Source organism: Amycolatopsis sp. NPDC114505 (genome assembly GCF_055633615.1).
Genome location: NZ_JBVKDV010000001.1, coordinates 153,036 through 170,400 on the forward strand (window position 1 = coordinate 153,036; position 17,365 = coordinate 170,400).

General features: G+C 69.7%; 19 protein-coding genes. 10 read left to right on the top strand and 9 right to left on the bottom strand.

The genetic code is table 11. From position 1 onward, the window contains the following. Positions 1–60: 60 nt before the first annotated feature. Positions 61–1,560, bottom strand: coding sequence for an MFS transporter (locus tag ACZ7OU_RS00705; protein WP_470239168.1), 1,500 nt, complete (start codon positions 1,558–1,560; stop codon positions 61–63). A gap of 119 nt (positions 1,561–1,679) precedes the next feature. Between ACZ7OU_RS00705 and ACZ7OU_RS00710 the strand changes: the two genes are divergently transcribed. Beyond that, positions 1,680–2,345: a TetR/AcrR family transcriptional regulator gene (locus ACZ7OU_RS00710; RefSeq protein WP_470239169.1), complete on the top strand. Its 666-nt coding sequence runs from the start codon at positions 1,680–1,682 to the stop codon at positions 2,343–2,345. A gap of 24 nt (positions 2,346–2,369) precedes the next feature. Here the strand turns inward: ACZ7OU_RS00710 and ACZ7OU_RS00715 are convergent, their stop codons facing one another. After that, positions 2,370–2,567, bottom strand: coding sequence for a PspC domain-containing protein (locus ACZ7OU_RS00715; protein WP_155549215.1), 198 nt, complete (start codon positions 2,565–2,567; stop codon positions 2,370–2,372). 284 nt (positions 2,568–2,851) lie between these two features. On the opposite strand from ACZ7OU_RS00715, the gene ACZ7OU_RS00720 reads away from it, so the two are divergent. The 4 genes from ACZ7OU_RS00720 to ACZ7OU_RS00735 all read left to right on the top strand — a co-directional run bounded on the left by ACZ7OU_RS00720 (position 2,852) and on the right by ACZ7OU_RS00735 (position 5,980). Beyond that, positions 2,852–3,724, top strand: coding sequence for a hypothetical protein (locus ACZ7OU_RS00720; protein ID WP_470255856.1), 873 nt, complete (start codon positions 2,852–2,854; stop codon positions 3,722–3,724). 119 nt (positions 3,725–3,843) lie between these two features. Continuing rightward, complete coding sequence (locus ACZ7OU_RS00725; protein ID WP_470239170.1) at positions 3,844–4,203, top strand: YciI family protein; 360 nt, start codon at positions 3,844–3,846, stop codon at positions 4,201–4,203. Beyond that, positions 4,203–5,411, top strand: a complete 1,209-nt coding sequence (locus ACZ7OU_RS00730) for an RNA polymerase sigma factor (protein WP_470253812.1) — start codon at positions 4,203–4,205, stop codon at positions 5,409–5,411. Before ACZ7OU_RS00725 ends, ACZ7OU_RS00730 begins: the two co-directional genes overlap by 1 nt. Then, positions 5,408–5,980, top strand: coding sequence for a dihydrofolate reductase family protein (locus ACZ7OU_RS00735; RefSeq protein WP_470253813.1), 573 nt, complete (start codon positions 5,408–5,410; stop codon positions 5,978–5,980). The genes ACZ7OU_RS00730 and ACZ7OU_RS00735 overlap by 4 nt, the downstream gene beginning before the upstream one ends. Positions 5,981–6,031: 51 nt before the next feature. On the opposite strand, the gene ACZ7OU_RS00740 is transcribed toward ACZ7OU_RS00735, so the two are convergent. From ACZ7OU_RS00740 to ACZ7OU_RS00765, 6 genes are all read right to left on the bottom strand, one after another. After that, positions 6,032–7,213: an ABC transporter ATP-binding protein gene (locus tag ACZ7OU_RS00740; protein WP_360469667.1), complete on the bottom strand. Its 1,182-nt coding sequence runs from the start codon at positions 7,211–7,213 to the stop codon at positions 6,032–6,034. 2 nt (positions 7,214–7,215) lie between these two features. Beyond that, positions 7,216–8,055, bottom strand: coding sequence for a carbohydrate ABC transporter permease (locus ACZ7OU_RS00745; protein ID WP_323334521.1), 840 nt, complete (start codon positions 8,053–8,055; stop codon positions 7,216–7,218). After that, positions 8,055–9,026 (bottom strand): carbohydrate ABC transporter permease, encoded by a 972-nt coding sequence (locus ACZ7OU_RS00750; RefSeq protein WP_470239173.1) that lies wholly within the window; start codon positions 9,024–9,026, stop codon positions 8,055–8,057. Before ACZ7OU_RS00750 ends, ACZ7OU_RS00745 begins: the two co-directional genes overlap by 1 nt. Next, a complete protein-coding gene (locus ACZ7OU_RS00755; protein WP_470239174.1) occupies positions 9,023–10,345 on the bottom strand; it encodes an ABC transporter substrate-binding protein in 1,323 nt (440 codons plus the stop codon). Before ACZ7OU_RS00755 ends, ACZ7OU_RS00750 begins: the two co-directional genes overlap by 4 nt. A gap of 253 nt (positions 10,346–10,598) precedes the next feature. After that, positions 10,599–11,123 carry a YflT domain-containing protein gene (locus ACZ7OU_RS00760; RefSeq protein ID WP_470239175.1) on the bottom strand — a complete coding sequence of 175 codons (525 nt, stop codon included), beginning with the start codon at positions 11,121–11,123 and terminating at the stop codon, positions 10,599–10,601. Positions 11,124–11,241: 118 nt separating this feature from the next. Then, positions 11,242–12,438 carry an acyl-CoA dehydrogenase family protein gene (locus tag ACZ7OU_RS00765; protein ID WP_470253814.1) on the bottom strand — a complete coding sequence of 399 codons (1,197 nt, stop codon included), beginning with the start codon at positions 12,436–12,438 and terminating at the stop codon, positions 11,242–11,244. A gap of 140 nt (positions 12,439–12,578) precedes the next feature. Here ACZ7OU_RS00765 and ACZ7OU_RS00770 point away from each other — a divergent pair, with 140 nt between their 5' ends. Both ACZ7OU_RS00770 and ACZ7OU_RS00775 read left to right on the top strand, forming a co-directional pair. After that, positions 12,579–12,968 carry a DUF4190 domain-containing protein gene (locus ACZ7OU_RS00770; protein ID WP_470253815.1) on the top strand — a complete coding sequence of 130 codons (390 nt, stop codon included), beginning with the start codon at positions 12,579–12,581 and terminating at the stop codon, positions 12,966–12,968. 45 nt (positions 12,969–13,013) lie between these two features. Then, positions 13,014–13,664, top strand: a complete 651-nt coding sequence (locus ACZ7OU_RS00775) for a DUF4190 domain-containing protein (protein WP_470253816.1) — start codon at positions 13,014–13,016, stop codon at positions 13,662–13,664. Here ACZ7OU_RS00775 and ACZ7OU_RS00780 read toward each other — a convergent pair. Then, positions 13,661–14,542: a slipin family protein gene (locus tag ACZ7OU_RS00780; RefSeq protein WP_470253817.1), complete on the bottom strand. Its 882-nt coding sequence runs from the start codon at positions 14,540–14,542 to the stop codon at positions 13,661–13,663. The genes ACZ7OU_RS00775 and ACZ7OU_RS00780 overlap by 4 nt on opposite strands. A 93-nt stretch (positions 14,543–14,635) precedes the next feature. Here ACZ7OU_RS00780 and ACZ7OU_RS00785 point away from each other — a divergent pair, with 93 nt between their 5' ends. From ACZ7OU_RS00785 to ACZ7OU_RS00795, 3 genes are read left to right on the top strand one after another with little or no spacing between them, the layout of a single operon-like run. Continuing rightward, positions 14,636–15,547: an aminoglycoside phosphotransferase family protein gene (locus ACZ7OU_RS00785; RefSeq protein WP_470253818.1), complete on the top strand. Its 912-nt coding sequence runs from the start codon at positions 14,636–14,638 to the stop codon at positions 15,545–15,547. Positions 15,548–15,557: 10 nt separating this feature from the next. Beyond that, positions 15,558–16,859 (top strand): magnesium transporter MgtE N-terminal domain-containing protein, encoded by a 1,302-nt coding sequence (locus ACZ7OU_RS00790; protein WP_470239181.1) that lies wholly within the window; start codon positions 15,558–15,560, stop codon positions 16,857–16,859. Continuing rightward, positions 16,852–17,361: a DUF1003 domain-containing protein gene (locus tag ACZ7OU_RS00795; protein WP_470253819.1), complete on the top strand. Its 510-nt coding sequence runs from the start codon at positions 16,852–16,854 to the stop codon at positions 17,359–17,361. The genes ACZ7OU_RS00790 and ACZ7OU_RS00795 overlap by 8 nt, the downstream gene beginning before the upstream one ends. The last annotated feature ends 4 nt before the right edge of the window (positions 17,362–17,365 follow it).

Here is a 17,365-nt window from a genome sequence, read left to right on the forward strand (position 1 = left end):
CCCTCCTTCGCACCTTTCAGTGTTACTAGTGCGCGGAGGGCCGGGAAGGTTCAAGCGGACTTACATGTGGACGGCGCCCGGCGCCGCCTCACCCTTCGGGACACCCGACTGCAGCAGCAGGCCGCTGAGCACCGCACCCACCGCGAAGATCACCGCGGCCCACGTGAACGCCGTCGTGTAGCTCTCGATCGCCGCCTCGGCCGCCAGCTGCGGGGTCGGGACCTTGTCCGCGAGGTACGACGTCGCCGCGTTGCCGGCCAGCGTCGACAGCAGCGCCGTGCCGATCGAGCCGCCGACCTGCTGCATCGTGTTGACCGCGGCCGACGCGACACCCGCGTCGTGCGCCTCGACGCCGAACGTCGCGACGCTCATCGCCGGCGCCATCGCCAGGCCGATGCCGAAGCCCATCACCAGCAGCGGGCCGAGGACGCCGGACGCGTACGTGCTCTCGAGCCCGATGCCGCTCAGCCAGAACAGCCCGACCGCGGCGATCGCCATGCCCGTCGGCACCAGCGGACGCGGGCCGAACCGCGGCAGCAGCACGGCCGTCGCCGTCGTCGCGGCCAGCATCAGCGTCGCGACCATCGGCAGGAAGCCGACGCCGCTCTCGATCGGCGTGAACTTCAGGTTCTGCTGCACGTAGAACGTCAGGAACAGGAAGATCGCGAACATGCCGATGGCCAGCAGGAACATCGCCAGGTACGAGCCGCCGCGGTTGCGGTCCAGCAGCACACGCAGCGGGAGCAGCGGGTGCGAGACGCGCTGCTGCAGCCACACGAACACGCCCAGCAGCACGACGCCGGCCGTCAGGAAGCCCCAGACCGAGGCCGACGACCACGAGTTCGACTCGGCGTTCGCGAAGCCGTAGACCAGCGCGAACAGACCGGCCGACGCGGTGACCGTGCCCGGCAGGTCGAGCTTCGGGCGCGGGCCGCCGTCCTTCTGGTTGCTCAGCAGGACGGAGCTGCCGACGAACGCGATGACCGCGAAGATGATGTTGACGAACATGCACCAGCGCCAGTCGAGGTACTCGGTGAGCACCCCGCCGAGCAGCAGCCCGACCGCCGCGCCGCCACCGCCGATGGCACCGAACACGCCGAACGCGCGACCGCGCTCCTTCGGGTCGGTGAACGTCGTGGTCAGCAGCGAAAGCGCGGCCGGCGCGAGCAGCGCGCCGAACACACCCTGCGCCGCGCGGGCGACCAGCAGCATTTCGATGTTGGTGGCCGCGCCCCCGAGCGCGGACACCGCGGCGAAGCCGGCCAGGCCGACGAGCAGCGCGTTCTTGCGGCCGAAGACGTCCGCGAGCCGCCCGCCGAGCAGCAGCAGGCTGCCGAACGCGAGCGCGTAAGCCGTGACGACCCACTGGCGGGCGTCGTTGGAAAAGCCCAGGTCGACCTGGGCGGAGGGCAGCGCGATGTTCACGACGGTCGCGTCCAGCACGACCATCAGCTGCGCCAGCCCGATCATCACCAGGATCAGCCACCGACGGCTGTGGTGGGGGTTCTCGGCGGCGCGCGCGTCCCCCGGCGGCGCGACGGCGAGAGTGGATTCGGACATGGGTGTCCCCTCACTGGGAGTGATCAGGAAGCTATGTGGAGTAGGTATCTCCCCTTACGCGTCCCAAGGTACACACAAACCGGAGAGGGTGCCTCTACTTTGTGAGCTAGACTGGTGGCATGACACGGGACGCAGGTCCCGCCGCACCGGCGCGGCCGCTGCGGCGCGACGCCGAACTCAACCGCCGCCGCATCCTCCAGTCGGCCCGGGAAGTCTTCGGCCGACGAGGCCTCGAAGCCACGCTCGACGACATCGCGCACCACGCCGGTCTTGGCGTCGGCACGGTGTACCGGCGCTTCCCCAGCAAGGAACACCTGGTCGAAGCCATGTTCGCCGAACGGATGGAAGAAATCGGCGATCTCGCGGAGGAAGCGCTCAAGGCCGAAGACGCTTGGCAGGCGTTCGTCGACTTCACCTGGAAGTCGATCGAGCTTCATTCCGGGGACCGCGGACTGCGCGAGATCATGCTGTCCAACAAGTTCGGCCACGAGCACGTCGCCGAAGAAAAGGCCCGCATGGTGCCCTTGATCACACAGCTCGTCGAGCGGGCGAAGGCGGCGGGCGGCCTGCGCGCCGACTTCTCTCCGACGGACATCCCCCTGCTGCACATGATGGTCGGCTCGGCGATCGAGTTCACGTCCGCGGTGGAGCCGGACCTGTGGCGCCGCTGCCTGGCGATGCTGCTGGACGGGCTGCGCGCGCAGCCCGGCAAGCCCTCGGAGCTACCTCACCCGCCGCTCGGGGTGGACGAGGTCGACGAAGCGATGTCCTGCTGGCGCCCCTGAAACACCGCTCGCGCCGAATCGCCGTCACTCGGACGGGATGATCGCCCACAGGATCAGGTAGGCCACGAACTGCGGCCCGGGCAGCAGGCAGGACAGCACGGCCAGCAGCCGCACGGTGCTGGTCTTCATGCCCCACCGCTGGGCGAGACCCGCGCACACGCCGCCGATCATGCGGCCGTAGCGGGGACGGGACAGCCGTCGGGTGGTGACCGGTGCGCTCATCGTCTTTCCCTTTCCTCGAAGTTCGATATCCCCAGTTGACCACCGGAGCACCCGCTTCCGCATCGCTCGCGAGAAGGATCGCTCCCTTAGGGGACGGTAAAAGCGAAATTCGTTCGGAAGCCCCGGCGAAACCCGGGAAACCGGTGCGGAAAGCGGTGACCTGCGCGTTCTCCTTGCGGGGCGCGAAAAACTTTGAGAGATGTCCCCGTCAGGGCTGGTTTTTCGCTTCGATCCGGTGATACTTGCACACCGTGTACCCGCGTCCGCTTTCCTTGGTCGTCGCCATGCTCTGCGCCCTGCTCACCGCCGGGTGCGCGACGACCCAGGCCGCTCCCGAGACGTCGTCGGGGCCCACGCCGCTGACCGCTTCCGCCGCGCTCGGGGACTTCGCGACCGTCGACTACTGCAGCCTGCTCGACGTGCCCAAGGTCGCACCGGGCGCGGTCACCACCCCGACGTTCGAGACCTGCCGGGCCGACGCCGGCGGGCGCACGATCCTGGTGGGGCCGCTGGCCTTCGACTCCGACCCGAACATCAAGCCCTACACCTACGAAGGACCGGTGCCCGACGGCGTCGCGGTGCAGCAGTCGATGTTCAACGACCGCAGCGCGTGCACCCGGGCGATCACCTTCGCCGACGGCAACCGGCTCGACCTCTCGGTCACCGACGCCGGTGACGACCAGGACGGCCGCTGCGGCGTCGCGGACGCGGCCGTCGGCTCGGTGCTGGCCGCGGTCACCGCGGACAAGGTGGGCCGGCTGAAGTTCCCGGACCGCTCGTGGGGCCTGGTGGCGCCGTGCGTGCTGCTGGACACCCCCGACCTCGGCGCCGTCGCGGGCGCCGGCAGCCGGCCGGCGATCGGACTGTCCGGGCACAGCTGCATCCGCGGCAAGGTGAGCTTCAAGCTGACCGTGCAGACGGACGAGGCGACGGCCCCGGCCGGACCGCCCGAGACGCTCGGCGGCCGCGAAGCCCGGGTCCGCGTCACGGGTGCGTTCTGCCTGGTCGACACCACGCAGCCGGCGTCTGGCCTGCCCGGCCACCGCGAACTGGCGGAGCTCAGCGTGGTGGAGACGGCGGGCACGGCGGGTGACGCCACGTGCGAGCTGGCTCGCACCGCGGCGAACGCGATCCTGCCGCGCCTCCCCATGGCGTAACCCGCGACTTTCCCCAAAACTTTTCTCCTGGCGATGTCGAACGGCGCCCAGCCCGTTCGTAGCCAGGGTGAGGGACCGGCACCGAGCCGGTCGCCCCGCCCGGAGGAAGGAGCCCCGTGATGAGGCAGTACCTGCTCGCCGTCCAGCTCGACGAAAGCGCGCCGCCGGAGCCCGAAGAAGAGCTGCAGGCGCAGATGGCCCGCACCGGCCAGGTCGTCGACGAGATGAAGAACGCCGGGGTGTGGGTGTTCGTCGGCGGCCTGCAGCACTCGGACGCCTCGACGGTCGTGCGCACCGCGGGTGGCACCACCACGATCACCGACGGCCCGTTCGCCGAGACGAAGGAGCAGCTCGGCGGGTTCTGGGTGATCCAGGCCGACGACCTCGACCAGGCGCTCGCCTGGGCCGAGAAGTGCTCGCTGGCCTGCCGGCAGCCGATCGAGGTGCGCCCGTTCGACGACGGCTCGCGCCGGCGCTGATGGACCTGGACGCCGTCTACCGGGCGGAGTACGGCCGGTGCGTGGCCACGCTGACGCGCATCCTCGGGGACATCGGGCTCGCCGAGGAGGCCGTGCAGGACGCGTTCGCGGTGGCCGTCACGAAGTGGGACGACGCGCTGCCGCCCAACCCGGGCGCGTGGATCGTGACCACCGCCCGCAACCGGGCGATCGACCGCCTGCGCCGGGAAAGCACCCGCGAAGCCCGGCACGCGCAGGCGTTGCTGCTGCGGCAACCCGACGAACCCGAGGAGGTGGGACCGGTGCGCGACGACCAGCTCAGCCTGATCTTCACCTGCTGTCACCCGGCGCTGTCGCCACTCGCGCGGACGGCACTCACCCTGCGGCTGCTCGGCGGCCTGGAGGTGCCGGAGATCGCGCGCGCCTACCTCGTCCCGGAAGCGACCATCTCGCAGCGGATCGTCCGCGCGAAGAAAAAGATCCGCGACGCCGGGATCCCCTACCGCGTGCCGGACGCCGCCGAGCTCCCCGACCGGCTGGCCTCGGTGCTCACCGTGCTGTACCTGATCTTCAACGAGGGGTACGCGTCGACGTCCGGGGAGCTGCTGCGGACGGACCTGTGCGCCGACGCCGTCCGCCTCGCGCGGGCGCTCGCCGAGCTGATGCCGGACGAGCCCGAGGTCCTCGGGTTGCTGGCGCTGCTGCTGCTCACCGAAGCCCGGCGGCCGGCGCGGGTGGGTCCCTCGGGTGAGCTGGTGGTGCTCGCGCGGCAGGACCGGTCGCGCTGGAACCAGGAGCTGATCGCCGAGGGGCACGAGCTCGTGCGGCGGTGCCTGCGCCGCAACCGGCCGGGGCCGTACCAGCTGCAGGCCGCGATCAACGCCGTGCACACGGACGGGCCGTCGACCGACTGGACGCAGGTGCTGGCGCTCTACGACCAGCTGCTGGCGCAGAACCCGACGCCGATCGTCGCGCTCAACCGCGCGGTCGCCGTCGCCGAGGTGCACGGCCCGGCGCTGGCGCTGGCCACCATCGAAGACCTGGACCTGCCGGGCTACCACCTGCTGCCCGCCACCCGCGCGGACCTGCTGACCCGCCTCGGCCGGCTCGCCGAGGCCGCCACCGCCTACGACGAGGCGATCGCGCTGGCCGGCAACGAAACCGAACGGACCTTCCTGGAGACCCGGCGAGCCCGCCTGGCTCCGGACGATGAAAGGACGCGACCTTGACCGCCACCTACACCTTCGACGTCTTCTGCAGCCTCGACGGCTTCGGTGACCACCACGGCGACTGGGGTGGCTACTGGGGCAAGCAAGGTCCCGAGCTGCTCGCGCACCGCCTGGCCCAGTACGAGGCGGACCAGCGGATGGTCTTCGGCGCCACGACCTTCCGGACGAACGTGGCGATGCTGGCCGGCGTCCCCGACGACGAGCTCGACCCGTGGGTGCGGCGGCTGCGGGGCCTGCCGGCCACGGTCGTGTCGAACACCCTCGGAGAGACGCTCGACTGGCCGGACGCGACCGTCCTGGGCGGCGACGCCGTCGACGTCGTGGCCCGGCTCAAGAAGGAGTCCGACGTACCGCTGCGCTCGCACGGCAGCCTCGCGATGAACCGGGCGCTGCTGGCCGCCGGCATGGTCGACCGCGTCCAGGTGACGCTCTACCCGGTCATCACCGGCAAGACCGGCGTGAACCCGATCTTCGCCGGTGCCGGGGACTTCGACCTCGAGCTGCTCGAGACCCGGACGCTCGACGGCAGCATCCAGGAGCTGGTCTACCGCCCCACGTTGCACCCCTGAAACGCCGTGAAGGCCACCTCCGAGCCGAGGTGGCCTTCACGGACTCGCGGGTCAGTCCTCGTAGGTGAGGTTCTTGCCGTTCGACGGGTCGAACAGCTTGATCTTGTCCGCGTCGTACCAGACCTCGAGGTCCTCGTTCTCCTTCGCCGACGACTCCGCCGAGAGGCGGGCCACGATCTGGGACTCCGAGCCGGGGACGTCGGCCGAACCGCTGTCCGCGGCCAGTTCCGCCAGTTCCGCGGACGTCGCCGTCTCACCCTCCACCGTGAAGTGGGCGAACTTCTCCGAGCCCATCGACTCGAGGACGTCGATGTGCGCGGTGAACGTGCCGCCGCCGGACTTCTGGGCCGCGTCGACGAGCGCCGCGTCCTCGAAGTGCTCCGGCCGGATGCCGACCAGCACCTCGCGCGGCGCGTCCGCCTTCTCCACCAGCTGCCGGATCCGGTCCGTCAGCGGCGTGACCCCGAGCGGCGTCCGCAGTTCGTTGTTCTCCAGCGTGGCCGGCACGAAGTTCATCGACGGCGAGCCGATGAACCCCGCGACGAACAGGTTCGCCGGGTTCTCGTAGAGGAACTGCGGGGCGCCGATCTGCTGCACGAACCCGCCGCGCAGCACCACGACCCGGTCGCCGAGGGTCATGGCCTCGGTCTGGTCGTGCGTGACGTACAGCGTCGTCGTGCCGAGCTGCTTCTGGATCTTCGACACCGACGTCCGCATCTGGCCGCGGAGCTTGGCGTCCAGGTTGGACAGTGGCTCGTCCATCAGGAACGCCTTCGGGTTCCGGACGATCGCCCGGCCCATCGCGACGCGCTGGCGCTGGCCACCGGAGAGGTTGGCCGGCTTGCGGTCCAGGTGCGCGGTCAGGTCGAGGATCGTCGCCGCTTCCTCCACCTTCGCCCGCACCGTCTGGTCGTCGACCTTGGCCAGCCGCAGCGGGAAGGCCATGTTCTCCCGCACGCTCATGTGCGGGTAGAGCGCGTAGGACTGGAACACCATCGCGATGTCCCGGTCCTTCGGGGCCTTCTCGTTGACGCGCTTGCCGTCGATGCGCAGCTCGCCGGAGGAGATGTCCTCCAGGCCCGCCACCATGTTCAGCATGGTCGACTTCCCGCAGCCGGACGGCCCGACCAGCACCAGGAACTCGCCGTCGGCGATGGTGATGTCCACTTCGGACACCGCGAGCGCGCCGTCGGGGTACTTCTTCGACACCTTGTCGAGGACGATTTCTGCCATGACTACCCCTTCACCGCACCGGAGGTCAGCCCCGCCACGATGCGACGCTGGAAGAACAACACGAACACAATGATCGGGATGGTGATGACGACCGCGGCCGCGCTCACCTGCCCGGTCGGGTCCTCGAACTGCGACGACCCGGTGAAGAACGACAGCGCCGCCGGCACCGTGCGCGACGCCGTGGTCGACGTCAGCGAGATGGCGAACAGGAAGTCGTTCCAGCAGAAGATGAACACCAGGATCGCGGTGGTGAACACACCCGGCGCGGCCAGCGGCGCGATCACCTTCCGGAACGCCTGGGCCGGCGTCGCGCCGTCCATCTTCGCCGCCTTTTCCAGCTCCCACGGGATTTCCCGGAAGAACGCCGACAGCGTGTAGATCGACAGCGGCAGGGCGAACGTGATGTAGGGCAGGATCAGCCCCGGCCAGGTGTCGAACAGCGCCAGGTTCCGCTCGATGTTGAACAGCGGGGTCACCAGCGACACCTGCGGGAACATCGCGATCAGCAGCGAGAGGCCGACGAGCAGCTGCTTGCCGGGGAACTCCAGCCGGGCGATCGCGTACGCGGCCATCGTGCCCAGCACCACCGCGATCACCGTGGAGATGATCGCGATGCCGATCGAGTTGACCAGCGCCAGCAGGAACTCCGACGTCTGGAAGATGTCCGCGTAGTTCTGCCAGGTCCACGACTGCGGGATGAAGTACCCGTCGGTCAGCGTGTCCTTGGTCTTGAACGACAGCGAAACGACCCAGAGCACCGGCACCAGCGCGAACACGAGCACGAGGATGTCGACCAGGCCCCAGCGAACTTTGCGGCCCGTCGTGACGGTTCCCATCACCATCAGCGCTTACCCCCGTCGTCCGAGCCAGGTGCGGCCGTGCCGAACACCTTGATGAAGATGAAGGCGATGATCGCCACGGTGATGAAGATCAGCACCGCCATCGTCGACCCGATCCCGAGGTTGAGCCCCTTGACCAGGTTGTCGTAGGTCTGCATGGACACCGATCCGGTGTCCTGCGCGCCACCCGTGAGCACGTAGATGTTGTCGAAGATCCGGAACGCGTCGAGCGTGCGGAACAGCAGTGCCACCAGGATCGCCGGCTTCATCACCGGCAGCATCACCTTCGTGAACCGCTGCCACCCGCTCGCGCCGTCCATCGCCGCGGCCTTGAGCAGGTCGTCCGGCACCAGCGCGAGGCCGGCCATCAGCAGCAGCGCCATGAACGGCGTGGTCTTCCACACCTCGGCGAGGATGATGATGAACATCGACGGCCACTGGTCGGTCAGCGGCGCGCCGTCGGAGGCGAGCCAGTTGGCCAGGTAGCCGGTCTTCGGCGTCCACGCGTAGTACCACGAGAACGCCGCGACGACCGTGACGATGCCGTACGGGATCAGGGCGACCGTGCGGACCAGGCCGCGCCCGACGAGCGTGCGGTGCATGACCAGGGCGAGCGCCATGCCGAGCACGAACTCGATCGCCACCGACACCACGGTCAGGAACATCGTGGTGCCGAACGCCGTCCACCAGTACGAGTTGGACAGCACGGCGCCGTAGTTGTCGAAGCCGACGAACTCCTGCTGCGCCGGGAACCTCAGGTCGTAGCGCTGCAGGGACAGCCAGATCGAGTAGACGATCGGGTAGCCGGTGACCGCGATCATCACGACGAACGCGGGTGCGCACAACCACAGCCCGAGCTTCCGCTCGGCCTTCTTCCCTTCCGACAGGGCGGGTTTGCCCTTCTTGTGGGAGGTCGCCTCCTGGGCGACCGTGGCCCCGGAGGTGTCCGCCGGGGTCGAGTCCTGGACGGTCACGGGATCACTCCCTTCGACTGGAGCGCGTCGTTGAGCTGCTCGCGCAGCTTGTCCGCGGTGGCCTTCGGGTCGATGTCACCCGGCGGGGAAAGGACTTTCGACATCACGGTCGACATGTTCTGGTACGCCGGGGTCAGCGGCCGCACCGCCGAGTCCTTGATGGCGTCGATGATCGAGTCGCGCATCGGGTACTTGAGCGCCATGTTCGGGTTGTCGGCGCTCGCCGGCTTCGACGGGTCGAGCGGCGCGTCGTTGTGGTACACCGATTCGATGGTCGGCGGCACCCCGTCGTTGATCGCCGAGAACTTCTGGTTCTCCGCGTTGCGCAGGCACAGCGCCGCTTCGAACGCCTCGGGCTTGTGCTGCGACAGCGAGCTGACGCCGAGGTCGTAGCCACCGATCGTGGTCTTGGCCGGCGTGCCGGCCTGCGCCTCGGGGTAGACGGCCCACTTGAAGTGCGAGACGTCCTGCGGCTTTTCCTTGGCGTAGGAGGCGTAGACGAACGGCCAGTTGAGCTCGAACGCGGCGTCACCGCGCTGGAACGTCTGCCGGACGTCGTCCTCCTTCGAGTTGGTCAGCGACGGGTCGGTGATGCCCGACGAAGCGATCTGCTTCAGCAGCGCCAGCGCCTTCACCGCGCCGTCGTCCAGGACGACGGACTTGCCGTCGTCGGACAGGATGTGCCCGCCCATCGACTCCACGAGCGTGTTGTAGAAGACGACCAGGCCTTCGTACTGCGCGCCGGTGAACACGATGCTGTACGGCTTGCCGCGTTGTTTCAGGTCCTTCGACGTCTGGATCATCTCGTCCCACGTCTTCGGTGGCGTGGGCGTGATCCGGTCGTCGTACCAGAGCAGCTGGACGTTGGTGTTCTTGGTGGCCGCGTAGAGCTTCCCGTTGTAGGTCGCCGTTTCGAGCGGTCCCTGCAGGACGCCTTCGGTCGCCGCCGCCTTGTTCTGGTCCTTCCACTCCTCGACCCAGCCGGCTTCGGCGAACTCCGAAACCCAGGTCACGTCGAGGCCGAGGACGTCCATCGCGGTGTCGCCCGCGGCGAGCCGCCGGGCCATCTGCAGGCGCTGGTCGTCCGCACCGCGCTGCAGCTTGTTGTAGACGATTTCGTACTTGCCGTTCGCCGCCGCGTTGCAGTTGTCGACGACTTTCTGAAAGCTGTCTTCGGGCGCGTAGTAAACGTTGATCTTGAGCCCGCCGCTCGATCCGCAACCGGCCAGCATGCCGGTCACCAGAGCCCCTGCCCCCAGCAGGACCGCGGTACGGCCGGGCGAGCGCCCCCGTTTGCCCGCGCCGATCCTCTTCCCCATAAGGCCTCCTCACCCGCATGCACGCCGGATACCGCGGTGCCGGTGGCACCACGACGCGATGAGGCGAACCGCGCCAGCACCCCGACGTGCTAGTGATCGGGCCGCCGCGCTGGTAGGGCGAGGCCGCCCGACTGGTGTCGGACAACTTATGCCGGGCGATCACACCCCGCAAGCAGTATCGGTAACGATTCAGCCCACTGCAGACTGAACTGTGATTTTCCCCTGGTATTGGCGGTGTTTTCCAGGGTTTCTTTCAGATGTTGGCCGGCGGCGGCTTGAGCGCCAGCTTGGCGAGCAGCTCCCGGGCCCGCTCGGCCGAGCGCGGCTGGCACAGGACGTCGTAGCGGCCGGCGACCAGCTGGCTCGCCGAGGAGAAGTCCCGCCGCCCGCGCGACATGCTGTACCCGATGGCGGCGAACATCAGCCCGGAGAGGACGCCCAGCACGAGCCCGGTGAGCAGCTGCAGCGCGAAGCCCTGGTTGACGAAGAGCCCGAGCAGCAACCCCGCGAACAGGCCGAACCAGGCGCCCGAGACGGCGCCGGTGCCGAGCACGCGGCCCCAGCTGAGCTTCCCGATGACGCGTTCGACGAGCATCAGGTCGACGCCGACGATCGTGACGTCGCTGACGGAGAACTCGCTGTCCGCGAGGAAGTCGACGGCCTGCTGCGCCTCGCCGTAGGTCGCGTACGACCCGATCGGCCAGCCGGTCGGCGGGGTCGGCAGCCGCGGGAGGCCACCTTGCGCCCGGCCCCCGCCAAAGGGACTACTCACCATCATCACCTGCGCACTCGTGGGTCTGGGCGTCCATCTTGTCAAGAACGCCCGGACCGTGCGAGCCGCTTACCCCGAAAGGCCGGGCGCCGACTGTCGCCGTATCGACAATCGGCGCCTTCCTTCAGGAGCGGGACTTGTACTCGCGCAGCAGGCCGCGGCTGATGATGGTCTTCTGGATCTCGCTCGTCCCCTCGCCGATCAGCAGGAACGGGGCCTCGCGCATCAGGCGCTCGATCTCGTACTCCTTCGAGTACCCGTAACCGCCGTGGATGCGGAAGGCGTCCTGCGTGACCTCCGCGCAGTACTCCGACGCGATCAGCTTCGCCATGCCCGCCTCGACGTCGTTGCGCTCGCCCGAGTCCTTCAGCCGCGCCGCGTTCACCATCATCAGGTGCGCCGCCTCGACCTTGGTCGCCATCTCGGCCAGCTTGAACGCCACGGCCTGGTGCTCGGCGATGGCCTTGCCGAACGTCTTGCGCTGCTGCGCGTACTCCACCGCCAGCTCGAACGCCCGGATCGCGATGCCGCACGCCCGCGCGGCGACGTTCACGCGGCCGACCTCGACACCGTCCATCATGTACGCGAAGCCCTTGCCCGGCGCCTCGCCGAGCACCATGTCGGCACCGATCTTGTAGCCGTCGAAGACCGCTTCGGTCGTGTCGACGCCCTTGTAGCCCATCTTGTCGATCTTGCCGGGGATCGTCAGGCCCGGCGCCACCTCGCCGAAGCCCTCCGGCTTCTCGACGAGGAACGCCGTCAGGTTCTGGTGGGCCTTCTCGGCCCCTTCGTCGGTCTTGACCAGCAGCGCGATCAGGTTCGACGAGCCGCCGTTGGTCAGCCACATCTTGGCGCCGTCGATGACGTAGCCGTCGTCGGTCTTCTTCGCCTTGGTCTTGATCGCCGCGACGTCCGAGCCGAGGTCCGGCTCCGACATCGAGAACGAGCCGCGCACCTCGCCGGTCGCCATGCGCGGCAGGAAGTGCTGCTTCTGCGCCTCGGTGCCGTGGCGGGTGATCATGTGCGCCACGATGAAGTGGGTGTTGATCACGCCGGACACGCTCATCCAGCCCCGCGCGATCTCCTCGACGACCAGCGCGTAGGTCAGCAGCGACTCGCCGAGCCCGCCGTACTCCTCCGGGATGGTGATCCCGAACAGGCCCATCTCCTTCATGCCCTCGACGATGTCCGCCGGGTAGGTGTCGGAGTGCTCGAGCTCCTGCGCGTGCGGGATGACCTCCTTGTCCACGAACGAGCGGACGGTCGCGAGGATCTCCGACTGCACGTCGGTCAAGCCGGCGGTCTGGGCGAGACGGGCCATCACGGCTCCCTTTCCGGTTGCGACGCCGGCTCCCGGCGCTGGGTTACCGGTGAGTATGACCCGAAAGCCCCAACCCTGCTATGAGGGCGCTCACGCTGCCCGTGATCTGCACCGTAAAGTGCTCCGCGGGAGGGAAAACCATGACTTATCCGCAGGACCCGAACAATCCGTACGGCCAGCAGCCGCCTTCGGGCGGCTACGAGCAGCCCGGTTACGGCCAGCAGTACCCGACCGGCGGCTTTCCGCAGTACCCGCCGCAGTACCCCGGCGGGATGCAGCGCCCGCCGGAGGGGCCGGGGCTCGCCGTCGGCGCCCTGATCTGCTCGATCCTCGGCATCTTCCTCTGCTTCCTCGTCACCATCGCGGGCATCGTGATGGGCCACATCGCCCTCGCCAAGGCGAAGCGCGGCGAGGCGGAGGGGCAGGGGCTCGCGCTGGCGGCGGTCATCGTGGGGTACGCCGGGGTCGCGCTGAACATCGCGCTGGTGGCCCTGCTCTTCACCCTCGGCTTCTTCGGAGGCCTGCGCTGAACGCCCGCTAACGTTGGCTTCCTGCACGCACCGAGGGGACCCGCCATGACCGACCCGTCCGGGGACAAGGACCGTCCGGAAGACCCGGCTGTCTCGTACGACCCGCCGCCCACCGCGGAGCCCGCGTCGTACACGCCGGAGAACTACGACCCGCCGGCGGCCGACAGCACGATCGCCGGCGCCACCGTCCCGGACACCGCCGTCTCGGACACCGCCGTCTCGGAAACCTCCGCACCGGCTCCGGAGCCGCCCGCTCCGGAGCCGGCCGGTGAGCTGCCGCCCGGCGCGTTCGAAGCCCCGGCCGCGCACATCCCCGGCACGCCGTACGTCGCTCCCGGTACGCCGCAGCCGACGTACGCGTACCAGTACCAGCAGCCGTACCAGCCGGCCTACGGTCAGCCGTACGGCGGCCCGGCGCCCTACGTCCAGCCGCCGTATGTCCCCGCCTCGCGCCGCGCGGACAACGCGCTGGCGATCGGCGCGCTGGTGTGCTCGATCCTCGGCTTCTGCTCCGGCATCACCGCGATCGCCGGGCTGGTCATGGGCCACCTCGCGCTGAGCAAGACGAACCGCGGCGAAGCGGGCGGCCGCGGGCTGGCGACGGCCGCCGTCATCGTGGGCTACGTCGTGATCGCGCTGTGGGTCGGCTTCTTCACCACTCTCATCATCCTGACCGCGAACGGCCAGCTGACCTAGTCCGCCGGCAGCACCGCGTCGCCGGGGCTGCGCGGCGACGGCGTCGCGTGGCCGTTCGCCTCCGGCTTCGCCTCCACGGCTTCGGGCTCCGGCTGGGCCGCGGGCGCGGGAGCCGCGGGTGCGGCCTTCGGCGTGTGCGCGTCGAGGAAGCGCAGCAACTCCACCGGGAACGGCAGGATCAGCGTCGAGTTCTTCTCCGACGACACCTGGACCACCGTCTCCAGCAGCCGCAGCTGCATCGCCGACGGAGTGTCGGCCATCGTCGCCGCGGCCTGCGCGAGCTTGTGCGACGCCTGCAGCTCACCGTCGGCGGAGATGACGCGCGCGCGCCGTTCCCGCTCCGCCTCGGCCTGCCGCGACATCGACCGCTTCATCGCCTCCGGCAGCGCGACGTCCTTGATCTCGACGCGGTCGATGTGGATGCCCCAGTCCAGCGCCGGGCTGTCGATCATCAGCTCCAGGCCCTCGTTGAGGCGCTCGCGGTTGGAGAGCAGGTCGTCGAGCTCGCTCTTGCCGATGATCGAGCGCAGCGACGTCTGCGCGACCTGGCCGACCGCCGACCGGTAGTCCTGGACGTTGACCGCCGCGACGACCGGGTCGATGACCTTGAAGTAGACGACCGCGTCGACCCGGACCGTGACGTTGTCCCGGGTGATGCCGTCCTGGGCGGGGATCGGCAGGGTCACGATCTGCATGTTGACCTTCTGCATCCGGTCCACGAACGGCACCAGCAGCGTCAGGCCGGGGTCCGAGACCCGGGCCCGCACCCGGCCGAACCGGAAGACCAGCCCTCGTTCGTACTGCTTCACGACGCGCACACCGGCCGCGAGCCAGGCTCCGCCCGCGACGACTACGGCGCTGAGGATCTCCACCACCATGGCTGCTCCCGGGGTTGCGATTTTCCCCTGAAACCCCAGCGTACGCCCGCCCCGACCAGGACGAAACGCACTGGACGCGCCGACCAGACTGGGGTGGTGAACGATCTCCGCGTCCCGCCGCTGTTCGCCGACCGGGCGCCCCGGGTGCTCGGCCCGGAGGCCGCCGCCTGGGTGGCCGCCCTGCCGGACCTGGCCGCCGGGTACGCCCGGAAGTGGGGCCTGACGTTCGAGGGCGTGGCCATGCACGGCTACGTCGGCGTGGTGCAGCCCGCGCGCCTGCCCGATGGCACGCCGGTGGTGCTTAAACTCGGTTGGCGCGACGAAGAGTCCGCCGACGAGCCGCTCGCACTGTCCACATGGGCCGGCCGGGGTGCGGTGCTGCTGCTGGAGTCCGCCCCGGAGGACGGCGTCCTGCTGCTCGAACGGCTCGACGCCACGCGCACCCTCGACGACCTCCCGCTGCGCGAAGCCGTCCCGCTGCTCGGCTCGCTGGCCCGCCGCCTGGCCGTCCCCGCGCCGCCGGGGCTGGCCAGGAGTGTGCGTGCGGAGGCCGAAAGACTCGCCGAAGAGCTGCCCCGCCGGTGGGCCGAGCTGGGCGAGCCGTTCGAGCGGCGGCTCGTCGACGACGCCGTCGCGATCTGCCGCGAACTGGGGCCGGACGCGGGATCGCTGCTGGTGAACGAGGACCTGCACTTCCAGAACGTCCTGGCCGGCACGCGGGAGCCGTGGCTGGTCATCGACCCGAAGCCGCTGGCCGGCGACCTCGAGTACGGCGTGATCCCGTTGTTCTGGAACCGCTTCACCGAGTCCACACTGGACGAACGGATGGCGCTGATCGTCGCTTCGCTGGAGCTGGACGCCGAGAAAGCACGCGCCTGGACGCTCGTGCGCGCGGTGCAGAACTGGATCTGGATGGTCGAGGAGTTCGCGGACTCCGGCGAGGACAGCGACGACCCGGCGTTCGCCACCGTGGCGGAAATCGCTCCGTGGGCAGCCAGCCGATAGGGTCGGCGGCATGGCCGCGGTCAACAGGGTTTTCGCAGCTCAGCTGTCCGGGTTGCCGGTTTTCGGGCCGGACGGCGAGTCCATCGGACGCGTCCGCGACCTGGTCGCCGGCCTGCGTCTCGACGCGCAGCCACCGCGGATCCTCGGGCTGGTCGTCGAGCTGACCACGCGGCGGCGGGTGTTCGTGCCGATGCTGCGCGTCACCTCGATCGAACCGAGCGCCGTGACGCTCGCCACCGGCTCGGTCAACATGCGCCAGTTCAACCAGCGCCCCAACGAGGTCCTGGTGCTCGGCCAGCTGCTCGACGCGCACGCGACGCTGGCCGGGTCCGGCACCCGGATCACCGTCGTCGACGCCGGGATGGAGCCGACCCGCACCCGCGACTGGGTGCTGGCCAAGATCGCCATCCGCGAGCGGCGCGCCGGGCTGGGGCGCCGCCGGTCGGCCATGCAGGTGCTGCGGTGGGAGGAGGTCGCCGGGCTGGGGCTCGCCGACCTGGCGAAGCAGCCGCAGGGCGCGGGCCAGCTGCTCATGCTGTTCGACACCATGCGCTCGGTCGACGTCGCCGCGACCGTCCGCGACCTGCCGCTCAAGCGCCGGCACGAGGTCGCCGACGCGATGGACGACGAGCGCCTCGCCGACGTCCTCGAGGAGCTGCCGGACGACGACCAGAAGGAGCTGCTGTCCTACCTCGCCGAGGAGCGCGCGGCCGACATCCTCGAGGCGATGAACCCGGACGACGCCGCCGACCTGCTCGCCGAGCTCGCCCCCGCGGAGCAGAGCCGGCTGCTGGAGCTGATGGAGCCGGAGGAGTCCGCGCCGGTCAAGCGGCTGCTGGCCTACTCGTCCGACACCGCCGGCGGCCTGATGACCCCGGAGCCGGTGGTGCTCACGCCCGACACGACGATCGCCGAGGCGCTGGCCCACATCCGCAACGCCGAGCTGCCGCCCGCGCTGGCCAGCATGGTGTTCGTCTGCCGCCCGCCGACCGCGACGCCGACCGGGCGCTTCGTCGGCGTCGTGCACTTCCAGCGGCTGCTGCGCGAGCCGCCGGCGGAACTCGTGGCGAGCGCCGTCGACACCGGTCTGGCGGCGCTGCGGCCCAACGCGACGCTGGCCGAGGTCACGCGGTACTTCGCCGCCTACAACCTGACCTGCGGGCCGGTCGTCGACACCGAAGACCACCTGCTCGGCGCGGTCACCGTGGACGACGTGCTCGACCACCTGCTGCCCGAGGACTGGCGCGAAACCGGCCTGCACGACACCACCGGCGAGACCGGCGAACACCTGGAGGAGGCGGACCGTGCCTGAACTGACGACCGGACGGCGGCTCGACCAGCCGCGCAGCCAGAGCCGGTTCAAGCTGAACATCGATCCGGACACCTTCGGCAGGCTCACCGAGCGCGTCGCCCGGTTCCTCGGCACCGGGAAGTACCTGTTCTGGCAGACGCTGCTGGTGTTCGTCTGGATCGTGCTGAACCTGTTCGCGGTGTCACTGCAGTGGGACCCGTACCCGTTCATCCTGCTCAACCTGGCCTTTTCGACGCAGGCGGCGTACGCGGCGCCGCTGATCCTGCTCGCGCAGAACCGGCAGGACGACCGCGACCGCGTCTCGCTGGACGAGGACCGGAACCGGGCCGCGCAGACGAAGGCCGACACCGAGTACCTGGCCCGGGAGCTGGCGGCGCTGCGGCTGGCGGTCGGCGAGGTCGCGACGCGGGACTACCTTCGCAGCGAGCTGGACCGGCTGCGGGAGGACCTCGACGTCCAGCCCAGGAAGGCCAAACCGAACCGCACTCCTACCGGCTCGTAACATG